General features: G+C 67.7%; 18 protein-coding genes and 2 pseudogenes. 8 read left to right on the forward strand and 12 right to left on the reverse strand.

The window, feature by feature from the left end:
• The 3 genes and pseudogenes from G3N62_RS28725 to trmL form a co-directional block, all read left to right on the forward strand.
• Positions 1 to 136, forward strand: a pseudogene (locus G3N62_RS28725) (histidinol-phosphate transaminase); the annotation flags it as partial.
• A pseudogene (locus G3N62_RS28730) lies at positions 136 to 390 on the forward strand (phosphoribosyltransferase family protein); the annotation flags it as partial. The pseudogenes G3N62_RS28725 and G3N62_RS28730, both read left to right, overlap by 1 nt.
• A 105-nt stretch (positions 391 to 495) precedes the next feature.
• Positions 496 to 966: a tRNA (uridine(34)/cytosine(34)/5-carboxymethylaminomethyluridine(34)-2'-O)-methyltransferase TrmL gene (gene trmL / locus G3N62_RS28735; protein WP_034189226.1), complete on the forward strand. Its 471-nt coding sequence runs from the start codon at positions 496 to 498 to the stop codon at positions 964 to 966.
• Between the two features lie 34 nt (positions 967 to 1,000).
• Here the strand turns inward: trmL and G3N62_RS28740 are convergent, their stop codons facing one another.
• The 5 genes from G3N62_RS28740 to G3N62_RS28760 form a co-directional block, all read right to left on the reverse strand.
• Positions 1,001 to 1,525: an O-acetyl-ADP-ribose deacetylase gene (locus G3N62_RS28740; protein WP_034189225.1), complete on the reverse strand. Its 525-nt coding sequence runs from the start codon at positions 1,523 to 1,525 to the stop codon at positions 1,001 to 1,003.
• 92 nt (positions 1,526 to 1,617) lie between these two features.
• On the reverse strand, positions 1,618 to 2,616 hold the full coding sequence (locus G3N62_RS28745; protein ID WP_034189224.1) for an NAD(P)H-dependent glycerol-3-phosphate dehydrogenase: 999 nt from the start codon (positions 2,614 to 2,616) through the stop codon (positions 1,618 to 1,620).
• A gap of 25 nt (positions 2,617 to 2,641) precedes the next feature.
• Positions 2,642 to 3,124 carry a protein-export chaperone SecB gene (gene secB, locus G3N62_RS28750; protein WP_011353285.1) on the reverse strand — a complete coding sequence of 161 codons (483 nt, stop codon included), beginning with the start codon at positions 3,122 to 3,124 and terminating at the stop codon, positions 2,642 to 2,644.
• A gap of 107 nt (positions 3,125 to 3,231) precedes the next feature.
• On the reverse strand, positions 3,232 to 3,492 hold the full coding sequence (gene grxC, locus G3N62_RS28755) for a glutaredoxin 3 (RefSeq protein WP_006477722.1): 261 nt from the start codon (positions 3,490 to 3,492) through the stop codon (positions 3,232 to 3,234).
• Positions 3,489 to 3,911, reverse strand: a complete 423-nt coding sequence (locus G3N62_RS28760) for a rhodanese-like domain-containing protein (RefSeq protein ID WP_034189223.1) — start codon at positions 3,909 to 3,911, stop codon at positions 3,489 to 3,491. The genes grxC and G3N62_RS28760 overlap by 4 nt, the downstream gene beginning before the upstream one ends.
• Positions 3,912 to 4,047: 136 nt before the next feature.
• On the opposite strand from G3N62_RS28760, the gene gpmA reads away from it, so the two are divergent.
• The 3 genes from gpmA (at position 4,048) to moeB (ending at position 7,456) form a co-directional block, all read left to right on the forward strand.
• A complete protein-coding gene (gene gpmA / locus G3N62_RS28765; protein WP_034189222.1) occupies positions 4,048 to 4,794 on the forward strand; it encodes a 2,3-diphosphoglycerate-dependent phosphoglycerate mutase in 747 nt (248 codons plus the stop codon).
• Positions 4,795 to 5,049: 255 nt separating this feature from the next.
• Positions 5,050 to 6,597, forward strand: a complete 1,548-nt coding sequence (locus G3N62_RS28770; RefSeq protein ID WP_034189221.1) for a S41 family peptidase — start codon at positions 5,050 to 5,052, stop codon at positions 6,595 to 6,597.
• Positions 6,598 to 6,703: 106 nt separating this feature from the next.
• Positions 6,704 to 7,456, forward strand: a complete 753-nt coding sequence (moeB, locus tag G3N62_RS28775) for a molybdopterin-synthase adenylyltransferase MoeB (protein ID WP_034189220.1) — start codon at positions 6,704 to 6,706, stop codon at positions 7,454 to 7,456.
• Positions 7,457 to 7,522: 66 nt separating this feature from the next.
• Here the strand turns inward: moeB and ptsP are convergent, their stop codons facing one another.
• From ptsP to G3N62_RS28810, 7 genes are all read right to left on the reverse strand, one after another.
• Entirely contained in the window at positions 7,523 to 9,295 is a 1,773-nt protein-coding gene (gene ptsP, locus G3N62_RS28780; protein ID WP_034189297.1) for a phosphoenolpyruvate--protein phosphotransferase, read from the reverse strand.
• Positions 9,296 to 9,496: 201 nt separating this feature from the next.
• Positions 9,497 to 9,766 (reverse strand): HPr family phosphocarrier protein, encoded by a 270-nt coding sequence (locus tag G3N62_RS28785; RefSeq protein ID WP_011353292.1) that lies wholly within the window; start codon positions 9,764 to 9,766, stop codon positions 9,497 to 9,499.
• 73 nt (positions 9,767 to 9,839) lie between these two features.
• Positions 9,840 to 10,310: a Sugar transport PTS system IIa component gene (locus G3N62_RS28790; protein ID WP_021163157.1), complete on the reverse strand. Its 471-nt coding sequence runs from the start codon at positions 10,308 to 10,310 to the stop codon at positions 9,840 to 9,842.
• A 231-nt stretch (positions 10,311 to 10,541) separates the two neighbouring features.
• Positions 10,542 to 11,498 carry a glutathione synthase gene (gshB, locus tag G3N62_RS28795; protein WP_034189219.1) on the reverse strand — a complete coding sequence of 319 codons (957 nt, stop codon included), beginning with the start codon at positions 11,496 to 11,498 and terminating at the stop codon, positions 10,542 to 10,544.
• 27 nt (positions 11,499 to 11,525) lie between these two features.
• Positions 11,526 to 12,815 carry a glutamate--cysteine ligase gene (gshA, locus tag G3N62_RS28800; protein ID WP_069257657.1) on the reverse strand — a complete coding sequence of 430 codons (1,290 nt, stop codon included), beginning with the start codon at positions 12,813 to 12,815 and terminating at the stop codon, positions 11,526 to 11,528.
• Between the two features lie 243 nt (positions 12,816 to 13,058).
• Positions 13,059 to 14,477, reverse strand: coding sequence for an ammonium transporter (locus tag G3N62_RS28805; RefSeq protein WP_175028902.1), 1,419 nt, complete (start codon positions 14,475 to 14,477; stop codon positions 13,059 to 13,061).
• Between the two features lie 37 nt (positions 14,478 to 14,514).
• On the reverse strand, positions 14,515 to 14,853 hold the full coding sequence (locus G3N62_RS28810; RefSeq protein ID WP_006398175.1) for a P-II family nitrogen regulator: 339 nt from the start codon (positions 14,851 to 14,853) through the stop codon (positions 14,515 to 14,517).
• A 355-nt stretch (positions 14,854 to 15,208) separates the two neighbouring features.
• Between G3N62_RS28810 and G3N62_RS28815 the strand changes: the two genes are divergently transcribed.
• Both G3N62_RS28815 and G3N62_RS28820 read left to right on the forward strand, forming a co-directional pair.
• The gene (locus G3N62_RS28815) at positions 15,209 to 15,460 is read left to right on the forward strand and encodes an accessory factor UbiK family protein (RefSeq protein WP_006489451.1); all 252 of its coding nucleotides are present in this window, start codon (positions 15,209 to 15,211) and stop codon (positions 15,458 to 15,460) included.
• 266 nt (positions 15,461 to 15,726) lie between these two features.
• The coding region (locus tag G3N62_RS28820; RefSeq protein WP_277399655.1) for a magnesium chelatase domain-containing protein at positions 15,727 to 16,085 on the forward strand (359 nt) is incomplete at its 3' end.

Below are 16,085 nucleotides of genomic sequence, written 5' to 3' on the forward strand. Positions count from 1 at the left end.
ACTGTACGGTGTCGAGACCGCGATCGTGCCGCTCGCGGACGACTTCTCGATCCGTGTCGACGACTACCTCGACGATGCCGGCGGCGTGCTGTTTCCGAACCCGAATGCGCCGACCGGGCGCGCGCTGTCGCTCGCGGCGTGCGCGCGGATGCGGCGCTGCTCGCGCGCGTCGCCCACACCGCGCCGCAGTCGCGGCTCGACCGGCAGGCGCGGCGCGACAACGTAATGGCGGCGTTCGTGGTGGCCGGTGACGTCGCCGGCCGCCACATCGCGCTCGTCGACGACGTGATGACGTCCGGCGCGACGCTCGCGGCCGCCGCGCACGCGCTGAAGGCGGCGGGCGCCGCGCGCGTGACGAATCTGGTTGCGCTGCGCACCGCCAGGGATTAATTAGATAGAGAGGCCGGCCACGCCTGCGTGGCCGCGGCCGCCACGAACCGGCCGGCCGGGAACGCGCACGTTGCGCGGCCCCGGCCGGCCCAGCCAAACCGAAACATGTTCAACGTCGTCCTCGTCGCTCCCGAAATTCCGCCGAACACCGGCAACGTGATCCGCCTGTGCGCCAATACGGGCGCGCACCTGCACCTGATCGAGCCGCTCGGCTTCCCGCTCGACGACGCACGGATGCGCCGCGCCGGCCTCGACTATCACGAGTATGCGCAGATGCGCGTGCACCGCGACTGGGATGCGTTCGTCGCATCCGAAGCACCCGATCCCGCGCGGATGTTCGCGTTCACGACCCGCGGCTCGGGCCGCTTCCACGATCACGCGTTCCTGCCGGGCGACTGGTTCGTGTTCGGCTCGGAGACCCGCGGCCTGCCCGCCGAGCTGCTCGAGCGCTTTCCGGACGAACAGCGCGTCCGCCTGCCGATGCGGCCGGACAACCGCAGCCTGAACCTGTCCAACACGGTCGCGGTGGTCGTGTTCGAGGCGTGGCGCCAGGCCGGCTTCGAAGGCGGCGCCTGACCCACCGGGCACGCCACCCGCGGCGCGCGATGCGTCAGGTCCGCGTGAGCCGCACGCGATACAGGTCGTAGATGTCGGGGGAAAAGCACGCGAACACCACGCGTGCGAGGTTCGGCGCCTGCGGCAGCATTTCGGCGACGGTGCCGACCGCGATGCCGACGGCCTCCTCGACCGGATAACGATAGATTCCGCAGCTGATTGCCGGGAACGCGATCGACGTCGCGGCGACCTCCTCGGCCAGCTCGATCGCCCGCCGGTAGCACGACGCGAGCAGGTCGGCCTCGCCGCGCCCGCCGCCGTGCCATACGGGGCCGACCGCATGGATCACGTAGCGCGCCGGCAGCCCGTGGCCGCGCGTGAGCTTTGCGTCGCCCGTGTCGCAGCCGCCGAGCGTGCGGCACTCGGCGAGCAGGCCGGGGCCGGCCGCGCGATGGATGGCGCCGTCGACGCCGCCCCCGCCGAGCAGCGAGCCGTTCGCCGCGTTGACGATCGCGTCGACCTCGAGCGTCGTGATGTCGACGACCCGCGCGTCGAGCGTGGTGGAACCGATCTGCAGCATGACACCCTCCCGGAACGCCGGAGACGGTTCAAGCGTAGTCCGCTTTGGTGCCGCGCGCCCGGCGCAACCGCACCGGGGAGCGCCGGTTCGCGCTACTCCGCGCGCGCGTCGCGCCGCAGCAGGCCGCTGACCGCGTCGCGCGGTGCGATGCCGTCGAACAGCACGCCGCACACGGCCTCGGTAATCGGCATTTCGATCGACTGCGCGCGCGCGAGCGCCAGCACGGCCTGCGCGCAGCGCACGCCTTCGGCCACGTGGCCGAGCGCGCCGAGGATGTCGTTCAGCGTGCGGCCGGCCGCCAGTTGCAGGCCGACCGTACGGTTGCGCGACAGGTCGCCCGTCGCGGTGAGGATCAGGTCGCCGAGGCCCGTGAGGCCCGTGAAGGTTTCCGCGCGGCCGCCGAGCGCGACGCCGAGCCGCGACATTTCGGCGAGGCCGCGCGTGATCAGCGCGGCGCGCGCGTTCAGCCCGAGGCCCAGGCCGTCCGAGATGCCGGTCGCGATCGCCAGCACGTTCTTCACCGCGCCGCCGACCTCGACGCCGACCACGTCGTCGCCCGTGTAGATCCGCATCGCGCCGTGATGGAACGCGGCGAGCGTGCGCTCGCGGCATGCGGCCGACGTGCTCGCCACCGTCAGCGCGACGGGCAGCGACTGGCCGACCTCGCGCGCGAAGCTCGGGCCCGACAGCACGCCGTTGCTCTGCTGCTCGGGCAGCTCGGCCGCGATCACCTGGTGCGGCAGCAGATGCGTGTCGGCCTCGAAGCCCTTGCAGACCCAGACGATATGCGCGGGCACGCAGCCTGCGTCGCGCATCGCGCGGCACAGCGTGCGCAGCCCGGCCACGGGCGCGGCGATCACGCACAGCGCGTCGTCCGCGGCGCCGTGCGCGAGCGCGGCGCCGAGATCGGCGTCGTAGCGCAACGCGTCGGGCAGCGCGATGCCGTCCAGATAGCGGGCGTTTTCGTGCCGGGCCTGCAGCCCGGCGATGAGCGCGGCGTCGCGCGCCCACAGAAGCGTATCGTGCCGCGCGGCCAGATGGCCCGCGAGCGCGGTGCCCCAGGCACCGGCGCCGAGAACGGCTACTTTCATACCCAGCACCGGTCTGCGTTCAACGTCAGTTCAGCGTCGTGCCGTTCGGCGCGCCTGCCGCGGCGCCGGCCTGCTGCTGAAGCTGCGCGAGGCGCTGCTCGTACAGCGCCTGGAAGTTGATTTCCGCCAGGTGGATCGGCGGGAAGCCCGCGCGCGTGATCGCATCGGCGATGTTCGAACGCAGGTACGGGAACAGGATCGTCGGGCAAGCGATGCCGACGAGCGGGTCGAGCTGTTCGTCCGGAATGTTGCGGATGTCGAAAATACCGGCCTGCTTCGCTTCGATCAGGAACGCGACCTTGTCCTTCACCTTCGCCGTGACGGTACCCGACACGACGACTTCGAACACGCTTTCCGCGAGACGGTCGGCCTTCACGTCGACTTCGACCTCAACCGACGGCATGTCCTGCTCGAGGAAGATCGCCGGCGAATTCGGCTGCTCGAGCGACATATCCTTCAGGTAGACGCGCTGGATGTTGAAGAACGGTTGGTTTTCGACGTCGGACATGGTGTTTCCCTAAAAGTGGTGACGGGGCGGCCCGGCTTCTCGCCGGCCGCCACGGATGAATCCTGCGCGCCCAAGCCGCGGCGCGGCCGGCGGCCATTCTGCCCTAATCAGGCCGCTTGCAGAAGCGGCACGAGCCCGCCTTCGCGGTCGAGCTTCGACAGATCGTCGTAACCGCCGACGTGCGTGTCGCCGATATAGATCTGCGGCACCGTGCGGCGCCCCGTGCGCGTCATCATTTCCTCGCGGCGGGCCGGATCGCGATCGATCAGCACCTTCTCGATCTGCTCGACCCCGCGCAGCTTCAGCAGGCGCTCGGCCTGCATGCAATACGGACACACCTGCGTGCTGTACATCAAAACCTTGTTCACTTCGCCACTCCTTGTTTGACGACCGGCATCCCGGCCTGCTGCCAGGCGGCCACGCCGCCCTCGAGCACGTGCACCTCGGCGTAACCGGCCGCCTCGACCTCGCGCGCCGCCTTCTGCGACTGCTGGCCGTTCTGGCAGACGAGCAGCACCGGCGTGCTCTTGTTCTTCGCGACTTGCGCAATTTTCGCGCCGATCTCGCCCGCGGCGACCTGGCGCGCCGACGGCAGGTGGCCGGCGGCGAAATCGGACGCGGCGCGCAGGTCGATCACGACCGCGTTGCGACGGTTGATGAGTTGCGTCGCCTCCGCGGCCGACAGGCCGCCACGGCCGCGGCGCAGTGCGGGCCAGGCCAGCAGGCCGCCGGAGACCACCAGGATCGCGATGAGGGCCAGGTTCGTGTAATCGGTAAAGAACGTCACGGAATTCCGCCGGAAAAAGAGAAATCGGATGAGGACAATCCCGCCATTATAAAATAACCGTCTTGCGCGATGGCGGGCCCCGGTCGGGTCCCGTGCGACGCGCCCCGCTTCCCTATCACTACCGACCGCAAGATCCATGTACAAACTCGTTCTCATCCGCCACGGCGAATCGACGTGGAACAAGGAAAACCGCTTCACCGGCTGGGTCGACGTCGACCTGACCGAACAGGGTCGCAACGAGGCCTACCAGGCCGGCGAATTGCTCAAGGAGGCCGGCTACACGTTCGACATCGCGTACACGTCGGTGCTCAAGCGCGCGATCCGCACGCTGTGGCACGTGCAGGACCGGATGGACCTGATGTACCTGCCGGTCGTCCACTCGTGGCGCCTGAACGAGCGCCACTACGGTGCGCTGTCGGGCCTGAACAAGGCGGAAACGGCCGCGAAGTTCGGCGACGAGCAGGTGCTCGTGTGGCGCCGCAGCTACGACACGCCGCCGCCCGCGCTCGAGCCGACCGACGAGCGCGCGCCGTTCAACGACCCGCGCTATGCGAAGGTGCCGCGCGAGCAGCTGCCGCTCACCGAGTGCCTGAAGGACACGGTCGCGCGCGTGCTGCCGCTATGGAACGAATCGATCGCGCCGGCCGTCCGTGCCGGCAAGCAGGTGCTGATCGCCGCGCACGGCAACTCGCTGCGCGCGCTGATCAAGTACCTCGACGGCATCTCGGACAGCGACATCGTCGGCCTGAACATCCCGAACGGCGTGCCGCTCGTGTATGAACTCGACGAGAACCTGAAGCCGATCCAGCACTATTACCTCGGCGACCAGGACGCGATCGCGCAGGCGCAGGCCGCCGTCGCGAAGCAGGGCAAGGCGGGCTGACGCCCGTCGCGCCGGGCGGGCCGCGTCCGGCGCGGGGTGCCCGGCCGCGGCCCGCACCCCGCGCGAACCTTCTCGGCCCCGCTGCTGTCGAATCCGCTTTCGAACCCGCAGCGCGTCCGGCGGGGCCCAGCCAGGCCGGCTCCGGGCCGTTTGCGGCGCTTTTCGCGCCGTTCCACTGAGTCTTCGGACGAACAGTTATACTTGTCCGCTACATCCCCGCTACCGCCACGCGCTTCCCGACCGCACCAGATCTCTATGCGAATGAAATTGAAGAACATCGGCCTGATTGCCGCGGGCCTCGCCACGGGCGTGTTCGCCACGCTGCAGGTTTCCGCATCGGCCGAGCAGACCGCCACGGCGCCGCTTCCCCTGGACCAGCTCCGCCTGTTCGCGGAAGTCTTCGGCCAGATCAAGCGCGAGTACGTCGAACCGGTCGACGACAAGAAGCTGCTGACGGCGGCGATCAAGGGCATGGTGTCGAGCCTCGACCCGCACTCGTCGTTCCTCGACAAGACCGACTATGACGAGCTGCAGGAGCAGACGAAGGGCCGCTTCGCGGGTCTCGGCATCGAGATCTCGCAGGAAGACGGCCTCGTCAAGGTGATCTCGCCGATCGAGGATACGCCCGCGTTCCGCGCCGGCATCCGTCCGGGCGACCTGATCACGCGCATCAACGACAAGCCGGTGCGCGGCATGACGCTCGACAAGGCCGTCAAGCAGATGCGCGGCGAGCCGGGCACCAAGGTCACGCTGACGATCTTCCGCAAGAGCGACGACCGCACGTTCCCGGTCACGGTCACGCGCGCGATCATCAAGGTCCAGAGCGTGAAGATGAAGATCCTCGATCCGGGCTACGCGTATGTCCGCATCACGAGCTTCCAGGAGCGCACGACGCCCGACCTCGCGCAGAAGCTGCAGGACATCGCGCGCCAGCAGCCGAACCTGAAGGGCCTCATCCTCGACCTGCGCAACAACGGCGGCGGCCTGCTGCAGAGCGCGGTCGGCGTGGCCGGCGCGTTCCTGCCGCCCGACTCGGTCGTCGTGTCGACCAACGGCCAGATCCCCGATTCGAAGCAGGTCTACCGCGATACGTACGACAACTATCGCCTGCCGTCCTTCGACGGCGATCCGCTGAAGAACCTGCCGCCGGTCTTCAAGACCGTGCCGATGATCGTGCTGACGAACGCCTATTCGGCATCCGCGTCGGAAATCGTCGCGGGTGCGCTGCAGGATTCGAAGCGCGCGCAGATCATGGGCAAGACGACGTTCGGCAAGGGTTCGGTGCAGACGGTCCGCCCGATGACGGCCGACACGGCGCTGCGCCTGACCACCGCGTACTACTACACGCCGAGCGGCCGTTCGATCCAGAACAAGGGCATCACGCCGGACGTGCCGGTCGATCAGTACGCGGACGGCGATCCCGACGACGTGCTCGTGACGCGCGAGGTCGACTACACGAACCACCTCGCGAACACGCAGGACCCGAACGAGAAGAAGGAACAGGAAGAGCGCGAGCAGCGCCGGATGGATCAGCTGCGCATCCTCGAAGAGCAGAACGACAAGAAGACGCCGGAGCAACGCCAGAAGGATCGCGATCGCAAGCCGATCGAGTTCGGCAGCGCCGACGACTTCATGATGCAGCAGGCGCTCAACAAGCTCGAGGGCAAGCCGGTCCAGGAATCGAAGTCGCTGCTCGCCGAGAGCACGAAGAGCCCGACCGGCAAGGCTGCCGCCGTATCGAAGGCATCGGGCGCCAGCGCAAAGCCGGCGTCCGCACCGAAGCCCGCGTCGGCGCCGAAGTAAGCGCCGGCCGGCATCCGACGGGCCATCGCGGGAAGACCGCGATGGCCCGTTTTTCATGCGCGCCTAAAATAACGAAACGTCCGCCCGCCTCGCCCCACGACTCCCCATGAACGACGATCAACTCCTGCGCTACTCCCGACACATCCTCGTCGACGAAATCGGCATCGACGCGCAGCAGCGCTTTCTCGACGCGCATGCGATCGTCGTCGGCGCGGGCGGCCTCGGCTCGCCCGCCGCGATGTACCTCGCGGCATCGGGTGTCGGCACGATCACGCTCGTCGACGCCGATACGGTCGACCTCACGAACCTGCAGCGGCAGATCCTGCACGTGACGGCATCGGTCGGCCGCAGCAAGGTCGAATCGGGGCGCGACGCACTCGCGCAGCTGAACCCCGAGGTGAAGGTGAACGCGGTCGCGGCACGCGTCGACGATGCGTGGCTCGACACGCACGTCCCGCGGGCGACCGTCGTGCTCGACTGCACCGACAACTTCGCGACGCGCCACGCGATCAACCGCGCGTGCGTCGCGCACGGCGTGCCGCTCGTGTCGGGCGCCGCACTGCGTTTCGACGGCCAGATCAGCACGTTCGACTTCCGCGATCCGGCCGCGCCCTGCTATGCGTGCGTGTTCCCGGAAGACCAGCCGTTCGAGGAAGTCGCGTGCGCGACGATGGGCGTGTTCGCACCGACGGTCGGCATCATCGGCGCGATGCAGGCGGCCGAAGCGCTGCGCGTGATCGGCGGCATCGGCAAGACGCTCAACGGGCGGCTGATGATGCTCGATTCGCTGCGAATGGAGTGGACGACGATGAAAATCGCGCGCCAGGCCGACTGCCCCGTGTGCGGGGGCCGGCACTGACGCGCGACGGGCTGGCGCCGAGCGGCGCCTGCGCGACACGGCGACAGCGAGCGGCGACCTGGCCGCCTAGGCGGCCGCATCCGCCCGCGGCTCGGCGACCGACAACCGCTGCAACGCCGCCTGCACTTCTTCCGGCTCGAACGCCGCGAGCACGTCGGCCGTCGGCTTCTCGAGCGCCTTCAGATGCGCGCGCAGGATCTCCTGCTTCACGACGAGCAGCTGGCTCGGGTGCATCGAGAACTCGGTGAGCCCCATTCCGAGCAACAGGCGCGTGAGCGCCGGATCGCCCGCCATCTCCCCGCACACCGACACCGACACGCCCGCGCGCTTCGCTTCGCGCAGCGTATAGGCGATCAGGTGCAGCACGGCCGGATGCAGCGGGTCGTACAGGTGCGCGACCGCGTTGTCGGCGCGGTCGATCGCGAGCGTGTACTGGATCAGGTCGTTCGTGCCGATCGACAGGAAATCGAACCGCTTCAGGAACAGCGGCAGCGCGATCGCCGCAGCCGGAATCTCGATCATCGCGCCGATGCGAACGTTCCGGTCGTACGCGAGCCCCGCATCGTCGAGCTGGCGCTTCGCCTCGCGGATCAGGTCGAGCGTCTGGTCGATTTCCTGCGCGTGCGCGAGCATCGGGATCAGGATCTTCACCTGGCCGAACGCGGACGCGCGCAGGATCGCCCGCAGCTGCGTGAGGAACATCTGCGGCTCGGACAGGCTCCAGCGGATCGCGCGCAGGCCGAGCGCCGGGTTCGGCGCGGTTTCGTAGCCTTCGTCGAGCGCCTCGAGCGGCTTGTCCGCGCCGACGTCGATCGTGCGGATCGTCACCGGCATGCCCTTCATCCACTCGACGGCGCGCTTGTACGCGGCGAACTGCTCCTCCTCTTCCGGCATCTCCTTCTGATGCATGAACAGGAACTCGGAGCGGAACAGGCCGACGCCGACCGCACCGGCCTCGACGGCCGCCTTCGCGTCGTCGGGCAGCTCGATGTTCGCGTACAGCTCGATCTTGGTGCCGCACAACGTTTGCGTCGGCGAGAACTTCAGCCGCTGCAGCTTGCGCTGCTCCAGCTGCTTCTCGGACTGGCGGTACGAATATTCCTCGAGGACGATCGGCGCGGGATCGACGATCACGATGCCCTGGTCGCCGTCGACGATGATCAGGTCGTCCTGGCGGATCAGCGCGCTCGCGTGCTGCACGCCGACCGCGGCCGGAATGCCGAGACTGCGCGCGACGATCGCCGTGTGCGACGTGCGCCCGCCGAGATCGGTGACGAACGCCTGGAACGACTGCGTCTTGAACTGCATCATGTCGGCCGGCGCGATGTCGTGCGCGACGACGATCATCTCGTTCGTGCCGTTCTTGGCCGCGCGGTCGAGCGCCTGCGACGCGGACGGCGCACCGGCCAAGGCCTTCAGCACGCGCTCGACCACCTGCTCGATGTCGGCCTTGCGCTCGCGCAGGTATTCGTCCTCGATGTCGTCGAAGTGGCGCGTGAGCAGCTCGAGCTGCTCGGTCAGCGCCCATTCGACGTTGTAGCGGCGCGTGCGGATCAGGTCGATGGTTTCCTGCACGAGCATCTCGTCGCTCAGGATCATCGTGTGGACGTCGATGAATGCGCCGACTTCGCTCGGGGTGTCGTCGGTCAGGTCGGCGCGCAGCGCCTCGAGTTCGTGATGCACGACGTCGAGCGCCGTGCGGAATCGCTCGACCTCGGCGTCGATCTGGGGTGCCTCGACCAGGTAATGGGCGACGTCGAGCGCCGCCGGCGCGATCAGATACGCTCGCCCGATCGCGATACCACGTGAGACGGGAATGCCATGCAGCGTGAAGGACACGCGCACCTCCTCTGTACAAGTAAAGCCGCGGCACACTGCTGCGATGCGCTTATGACCCCGGTTAGCGATTATAAATTCCGCGCCCCCCCGCTGACTGCATGCACCGCAGCATTGCGCATTCCGCATCAATGCTGCCGACGAAAAAAATGCCGCGAAATCCGCGGCATTCTGACTGGAAACGGCAACGATCGCGCGTGGCGATCACTGGCCTTCGCCGAACTTGTCGGCGATCAGCTTCAGCAGCGCGTCCATCGCTTCCTGCTCGTCGGACCCTTCGGTCTCGATCGTTACGGTGCTGCCGATCCCCGCCGCCAGCATCATCACGCCCATGATGCTCTTCGCATTGATCTTGCGCCCGTTGCGCGTCATCCAGACTTCCGACTGGAAGTTGCCGGCCAGTTGCGTGAGCTTGGCCGATGCGCGCGCATGGAGCCCCAATTTATTGACGATGGTGGTTTCTTGTTGAAGCATGATTCTCGGTCGGATCGGTCGAGGCCGCCGGCGGCGCACGCCGGCGGTGTGGTCTAAAACGGAAAACGGGAAATCAGTGCGACTCGGTGCGCGGCTGCGGTTCCGGCGGAATCGGCGCGCATTGGCCGCAGCCGGTTTCCGTCGGCGGCGGCGGTGTGCCGGCCGACACCTCGTGGACGCCCTTCGCGCCGCCGGACAGCGCCTTGTCGACGAGCTTGTCGAGCGGCACGGTACGGTAGCAGACGGCCCGCACGAGCATCGGCAGGTTCACGCCCGCCAGCACGCGCACGTTGTCGAGCTTCGCGAGCTGGCCGGCGATGTTCGCCGGCGTCGCGCCGTACATGTCGGTCAGCACGACCACGCCGTTGTCTTCCCGGAGCCGCGCGAGTTCCGCGTGCGCGAACGCCATCACCTGGGCCGGGTCGCTGTCCGCCATCACGTCGATACAGCCGATGCGGGCAGGCACGCCGCCATAGATGTGCGCGATGCAGTCCCGCAGCGCGGTGGCGAGCGGAGCGTGCGCGATGATCAGGATCCCGGCCATGTCAGATCGCTCCCGGCCGCCCCTGGCGGGCCGACGCCCCGCGGCGGGGCAATGAGCGTAGCGAGTGTGGGAAACGTTTCATGTTCAGCCTTGCAACAGTATCGGCCCGACCGCCGGGCCTTCGGTGCGCCGAAAACGGCACCTGGCAAGCGGGCATTGTAGCAGGCCGGTCAAGCTGCTCCGGCGACGGGGGGCCTGCGCGGCCGCCGCCGGGGTTGCGCGGAAAGCGGCCTACGCGGCCGCACGCTCCAGCGCGTCGATGAACATCGCGGCGACGTCGAAGCCCGTTTGCTCCATGATCTCGCGGAAGCACGTCGGACTCGTGACGTTCACCTCGGTCAGCCAGTCGCCGATCGCATCGAGGCCGACCAGCAGCAGCCCGCGCGACGCGAGCACGGGCCCGAGCGTGGCCGCGATCTCGCGATCGCGGGCCGTCAGCGGCTGCGCGACGCCGAGCCCGCCCGCGGCGAGATTGCCGCGCACCTCGCTGCCCTGCGGAATCCGCGCGAGCGAATACGGCACGGGCTCGCCGGCGATCAACAGGATGCGCTTGTCGCCCGCCTTGATCTCCGGAATGAACTTCTGGATCATCAGCGAGCGCGTGCCGTCATGGCCGAGCATCTCGATGATCGCGCCGAGATTCATCCCGTCGGCCTTCACGCGGAACACGCCCATCCCGCCCATCCCGTCGAGCGGCTTCACGATCACGTCGCCATGCTCGGCGTGGAATGCACGCAAGCGCGCCGCGTCGCGCGTGACGAGCGTCGGTGCGACGAACTGCGGAAACTCGCCGATCGCCAGCTTCTCCGAGTGATCGCGGATCGACTGCGGCTTGTTGAACACGCGTGCGCCCGCGCGTTCGGCCAGCTCCAGCATCCAGGTGGCCGTCACGTACTCCATGTCGAACGGCGGATCCTTGCGCATCAGCACCGCGCCGAACGACGTCAGTTGACGCGACTCGTGCGCGGCCGCCTCGTACCACGGACGGCGATGCAGGTCGGTCGTGTCGCCGACGATCGTCACGCGCTGCACGTCCGCCTCGACGCCCGAGCCCGTCCACGCGAGCTGGTGCGGCTGGCACGTGTACACCGCATGCCCGCGCCGGGCGGCCTCCGCCATCATCGCGTAGGTCGAATCCTTGTAGATCTTGAAATGCTCGAGCGGGTCGGCGATAAAAAGAATGTCCATGCGGGTCCTGTACGTAGCGAAGGTCCGTTACACCTGGATGGCTTCGGGATCGGTCTTTTCCAGTTCGATCGACGACGCGATCAGCGACAGCCGCGCGACGACGCCGTACATGTAGAAACGGTTCGGCGGCGCGGCGCCGGGCTTCGCGCCGGCATCCGGCAGCGCGGTGTGCTCGAAGCCGAGCGGCACGTAGTGCATGCCGGGCGCGTTCAGGTTCTGGTCGCGCTCGCGGCCGCCGTGCGTGCGGTAGAAGCCGCCGACCACGTAGCGGTCGATCATGTACACGACGGGCTCGGCCACTTCGTCGCCGACGCGCTCGAACGTATAGACGCCTTCCTGCACGATCACGTCGCGCACCGCGAGGCCGGCCTTCGACTCGGCCATCTGCGCGCGCTCGGCCTTCGACATCCGGCCGATCTCGGCCGCGTCGTGCACGGTCATCACGCCGCGCCCCGCCGTGCCCGCGTCGGCCTTCACGACGACGTACGGCTTCTCGCTGATCCCGTATTCGCGATACTTGCGCGCGATCTTCTTCAGCACGCCGTCGATCGCGTCGGCGAGCGCCTGCTCGCCTTCATGCGCCTGCCAGTCGACGCCTTCCACGTGCGCGAAATACGGATTCACCATCCACGGATCGACGCCGACCATCTTCGCGAACTTCTTCGCGACGTCGTCGTAGCACGCGAAGTGCGTCGACTTGCGGCGCACGGCCCAGCCCGCGTGCAGCGGCGGCAGCAGGTATTGCTCGTGCAGGTTTTCCAGCACGGCCGGGATGCCGGCCGACAGGTCGTTGTTCAGCAGGATCGAGCACGGATCGAAATTCTTCAGGCCAAGGCGGCGCTGCGAACGCTCGAGCGGCTCGAGCACGATCTTCTGGCCGTCGGCCAGCGTGATCGGCGTCATGTCGGTGATGCTCGGGTCGAGCGAGCCGAAGCGCACGTTCAGGCCGGCCTGACGCATGATCGTCGCGAGGCGCGCGACGTTTTCGAGGTAGAACGCGTTGCGGGTCGGCAGCTCGGGGATCACGAGCAGGTTCTTCGCGTCCGGGCAGATCTTCTCGATCGCGGCCATCGCGGCCTGCACGGCCAGCGGCAGCACTTCGGACGGCAGGTTGTTGAACGCGCCGGGAAACAGGTTCGCGTCGACGGGCGCCAGCTTGAAGCCGGCATTGCGCAGGTCCACCGAACAATAGAACGGCGGGGTGTGTTCCTGCCATTCGAGCCTGAACCAGCGTTCGATCGCAGGCGTCGCGTCGAGGATCTTCTGCTCGAGTTCGAGCAGCGGACCGTTCAACGCGGTAACGAGGTGGGGAACCATGAATCACTCGCGAGCGGGAGAATGAAGATTGTAGAGCAATTGCCTTGCCCATTTGGGGATTGTTCCCGGCTTCACAAGGATAAGGAGGAAGTTTTCGGCTATTGACCCGATAGAGTGAAGGGTTATCCGCTACGGCAGTGAGTGGCAGGAGAAAAAAAGCCCGCCGGGTAGGCGGGCCGAAGTCGCTGCGCTCATTCGGAGCGGGCGCCGTCGTCGCGGCGGCCCGCTGTTGATTCGTGAGACTTATTCCACGTGCTCGCCGTGCAGGATCACGTCGAGACCTTCGCGCTCTTCCTCTTCGGTCACGCGCAGGCCCATCGTCAGGTCGATCAGCTTCAGCAGCACGAAGCTCAGCACGCCGCTGTAGACCAGCGTGATCAGCACGCCCTTCGCCTGCAGCAGCAGGCTGCCGTCGGCGCCGCCGATGTCCTTGACCGCGAACACACCCGTCAGCAGCGCGCCGAGAATCCCGCCGATGCCGTGCACGCCGAACGCGTCGAGCGAATCGTCGTAGCCGAGCTTCGACTTGAGCCAGGTCGCCGACCAGAAGCAGACGACGCCGGCGGCGATACCGATCACCAGTGCGCCCGCCACGCCGACGAAACCGGCGGCCGGCGTGATCGCCACGAGACCCGCGACCGCGCCCGACACGATGCCGAGCACCGACGGCTTGCCCTTCGCGATCCACTCGGCAAACATCCAGCCGAGCGCCGCGCAGGCGGTTGCCACTTGCGTGGTCAGCATCGCGAAGCCGGCACGGCCGTCGGCCGCGACCGCGGAACCCGCGTTGAAGCCGAACCAGCCGACCCACAGCATCGAGCCGCCGATCATCGTCAGCACGAGGTTGTGCGGCGCCATCGATTCGCGACCGTAGCCGACACGCTTGCCGAGCACGAGGCACGACACGAGGCCAGCGATACCGGCGTTGATGTGCACCACCGTGCCGCCCGCGAAGTCGAGCACGCCGTCGGCCGACAGCCAGCCGGTCGGCTCCCACACCATGTGCGCGATCGGCACGTAGACGATCAGCGACCAGAGCGTCATGAACACGAGCATCGCCGAGAACTTCATGCGATCGGCGAACGCGCCGCAGATCAGCGCCGGCGTGATGATCGCGAACGTCATCTGGTAGACGAAGTAGACCGATTCCGGAATCGTCGTCGCGAGATGGCTGACGGTCAGCGTCGTCGCCTTGTCGCCCTTGATGTAGTTCATGCCGTGCAGGAACGCGCGCGACAGGCCGCCGATGAAGCCGTTGCCCGGCGTGAACGCGAGGCTGTAGCCGACCACCGTCCACAGCACCGTGATCACCGCGGTGATCGCGAAGCTCTGCATCACGGTCGCGAGCACGTTCTTCTTGCGGACCATGCCCGCGTAGAACAACGCGAGGCCCGGGATCGTCATGAACAGCACGAGCGCGGTGGAGGTCAGCATCCACGCGGTGTCGCCCGCGCTGATCTTCGACGAATCGACCGAGAACGGGGCGGTCGGCGCAGCCGGTGCGGCCGGCGCGGACGCGGCGGCGGCGGCCGATGCGTCGGAAGCCGTGGCGGCGGGCGCGGATGCGGCCGCGGCGGACGCCGCGTCGTCGGCAAGCGCGGAGCCGACGCCGGCCGCCATCAGCGAGCCGGCCATCAGCAGGGACATCAGAAGTTTGCGCATCTTGGGTTTCCTCTTGTCGCTTGTCTTGTCTGTTCTGTTACAGCGCGTCGGCGCCGGTCTCCCCGGTGCGAATCCGGATCACTTGCTCGATCGGCGTGACGAAAATCTTGCCGTCGCCGATTTTCCCGGTGCGCGCGGCCCGCTCGATCGCTTCCACCGCCTGGTCGACGAGATCGTCGGACACGGCCGCCTCGATCTTCATCTTCGGCAGGAAATCGACCACGTATTCGGCGCCGCGATACAGCTCGGTATGCCCCTTCTGGCGGCCGAACCCTTTTACCTCCGTCACCGTGATGCCCGAGACGCCAAGCGCCGACAGCGCCTCGCGCGTCTCATCGAGCTTGAACGGCTTGATGATTGCGGTAATGAGTTTCATGAAGTCCTCTCGCTGAGTTGTCCCGTCGAATTGGTTGGAATGTTGTAACGGACTCTCCTCAGCAACTCGCATGCCATGTTGATCCGAGCACCGTCTCGAAGGGCTCGGGAACGGGGTCGCATCCCCCGATGTAAGGCGCCGAAGCCCGGCCGAATGGCCAACGCGGGCCGGTTTGCTGGCGCGGCGAAAGGAACGTTGCTAGAGTGCACGCACGTCCCGGATTACCGGGCCATTCACCCATGCCGGCGCCATGCCCGGAATTCGCGCCCCCGGCGCACCATTTCCGGTCATGCGTGCATCATGGGCACGTACGCAACTGAAGATGCACAATTTTTGTGCAAGGAAGGGGAATCACATGAAGCAACCCAGCGACGTTTTCAACGATCTGCAGTCGCGCGTCAGCGACCTGCTGAAAAACTCGCCGGCCAAGGACGTCGAGCGCAACGTGAAGGCCATGCTGTCGCAAGGCTTCTCGAAGCTCGATCTCGTCACGCGCGAGGAATTCGACACGCAGGCCCAGGTGCTCGCCCGCACCCGCGTGCGCCTCGAGGAACTCGAAAAGCGCGTCGCGGAACTCGAGCAGAAGCTCGCCGCACCGCAGGCCTGACGCCGCACCCGGCCGCAAGGTCCGGGCGCGGGCCGCCTCGCGCGGTCCGCGCCCGCCACCGCCGAGCCGCCGTTTTCGTCGTAGTTCGTCGTCCGCCGTTCTCCGCAGCACCCCGCTCTTCGCAGTCCATCGCTCTTCGCAGTTCGTCGTTTCGCAGTCCCTCGTTCTTTCCCCGCGCCACGCCGGCACGCGCGCACCGATTTCTCCGATTCCCGCGGCATGCGGCCCCGAACGGCCGTCGTCCGCCTGCTTACAGGAGCCTCGCCATGTCGCTCGCCGTGGTGCGCAGTCGCGCGCCCGCCTCCGGCCGCGCGCCGGACGTTACCGTCGAAGTCCATCTCGCCAACGGGCTGCCGTCGTTCTCGATCGTCGGCCTGCCCGATCTCGAAGTCCGCGAGAGCCGCGAGCGCGTGCGCGCCGCGCTGCAGAACTGCGGCTTCGAATTTCCCGTGCGCCGCATCACCGTGAATCTCGCGCCGGCCGACCTGCCCAAGGAGTCGGGCCGGTTCGACCTGCCGATCGCGCTCGGCATCCTCGCCGCGAACGGCCAGATCCCGGCCGACGCGCTGGCCGGCCGCGAATTCGCCGGCGAACTGTCGCTGACGGGCGCGCTGCGGCCGATGCG

Source organism: Burkholderia sp. Tr-20355 (assembly GCF_017104685.1).
Lineage (GTDB): Bacteria > Pseudomonadota > Gammaproteobacteria > Burkholderiales > Burkholderiaceae > Burkholderia > Burkholderia seminalis.

Excerpts from the sequence above, each read along its gene's own strand:
- moeB (WP_034189220.1), top strand. The coding sequence starts at position 6,704 with ATGAACGACGATCAACTCCTGCGCTACTCCCGACACATCCTCGTCGAC.
- G3N62_RS28790 (WP_021163157.1), bottom strand. The coding sequence starts at position 10,310 with ATGGCCGGGATCCTGATCATCGCGCACGCTCCGCTCGCCACCGCGCTG.
- gshB (WP_034189219.1), bottom strand. The coding sequence starts at position 11,498 with ATGGACATTCTTTTTATCGCCGACCCGCTCGAGCATTTCAAGATCTAC.
- G3N62_RS28740 (WP_034189225.1), bottom strand. The coding sequence starts at position 1,525 with ATGCTGCAGATCGGTTCCACCACGCTCGACGCGCGGGTCGTCGACATC.
- G3N62_RS28770 (WP_034189221.1), top strand. The coding sequence starts at position 5,050 with ATGCGAATGAAATTGAAGAACATCGGCCTGATTGCCGCGGGCCTCGCC.
- G3N62_RS28805 (WP_175028902.1), bottom strand. The coding sequence starts at position 14,477 with ATGCGCAAACTTCTGATGTCCCTGCTGATGGCCGGCTCGCTGATGGCG.
- trmL (WP_034189226.1), top strand. The coding sequence starts at position 496 with ATGTTCAACGTCGTCCTCGTCGCTCCCGAAATTCCGCCGAACACCGGC.
- gshA (WP_069257657.1), bottom strand. The coding sequence starts at position 12,815 with ATGGTTCCCCACCTCGTTACCGCGTTGAACGGTCCGCTGCTCGAACTC.
- secB (WP_011353285.1), bottom strand. The coding sequence starts at position 3,124 with ATGTCCGACGTCGAAAACCAACCGTTCTTCAACATCCAGCGCGTCTAC.
- G3N62_RS28785 (WP_011353292.1), bottom strand. The coding sequence starts at position 9,766 with ATGCTTCAACAAGAAACCACCATCGTCAATAAATTGGGGCTCCATGCG.
- G3N62_RS28745 (WP_034189224.1), bottom strand. The coding sequence starts at position 2,616 with ATGAAAGTAGCCGTTCTCGGCGCCGGTGCCTGGGGCACCGCGCTCGCG.
- G3N62_RS28810 (WP_006398175.1), bottom strand. The coding sequence starts at position 14,853 with ATGAAACTCATTACCGCAATCATCAAGCCGTTCAAGCTCGATGAGACG.
- G3N62_RS28815 (WP_006489451.1), top strand. The coding sequence starts at position 15,209 with ATGAAGCAACCCAGCGACGTTTTCAACGATCTGCAGTCGCGCGTCAGC.
- gpmA (WP_034189222.1), top strand. The coding sequence starts at position 4,048 with ATGTACAAACTCGTTCTCATCCGCCACGGCGAATCGACGTGGAACAAG.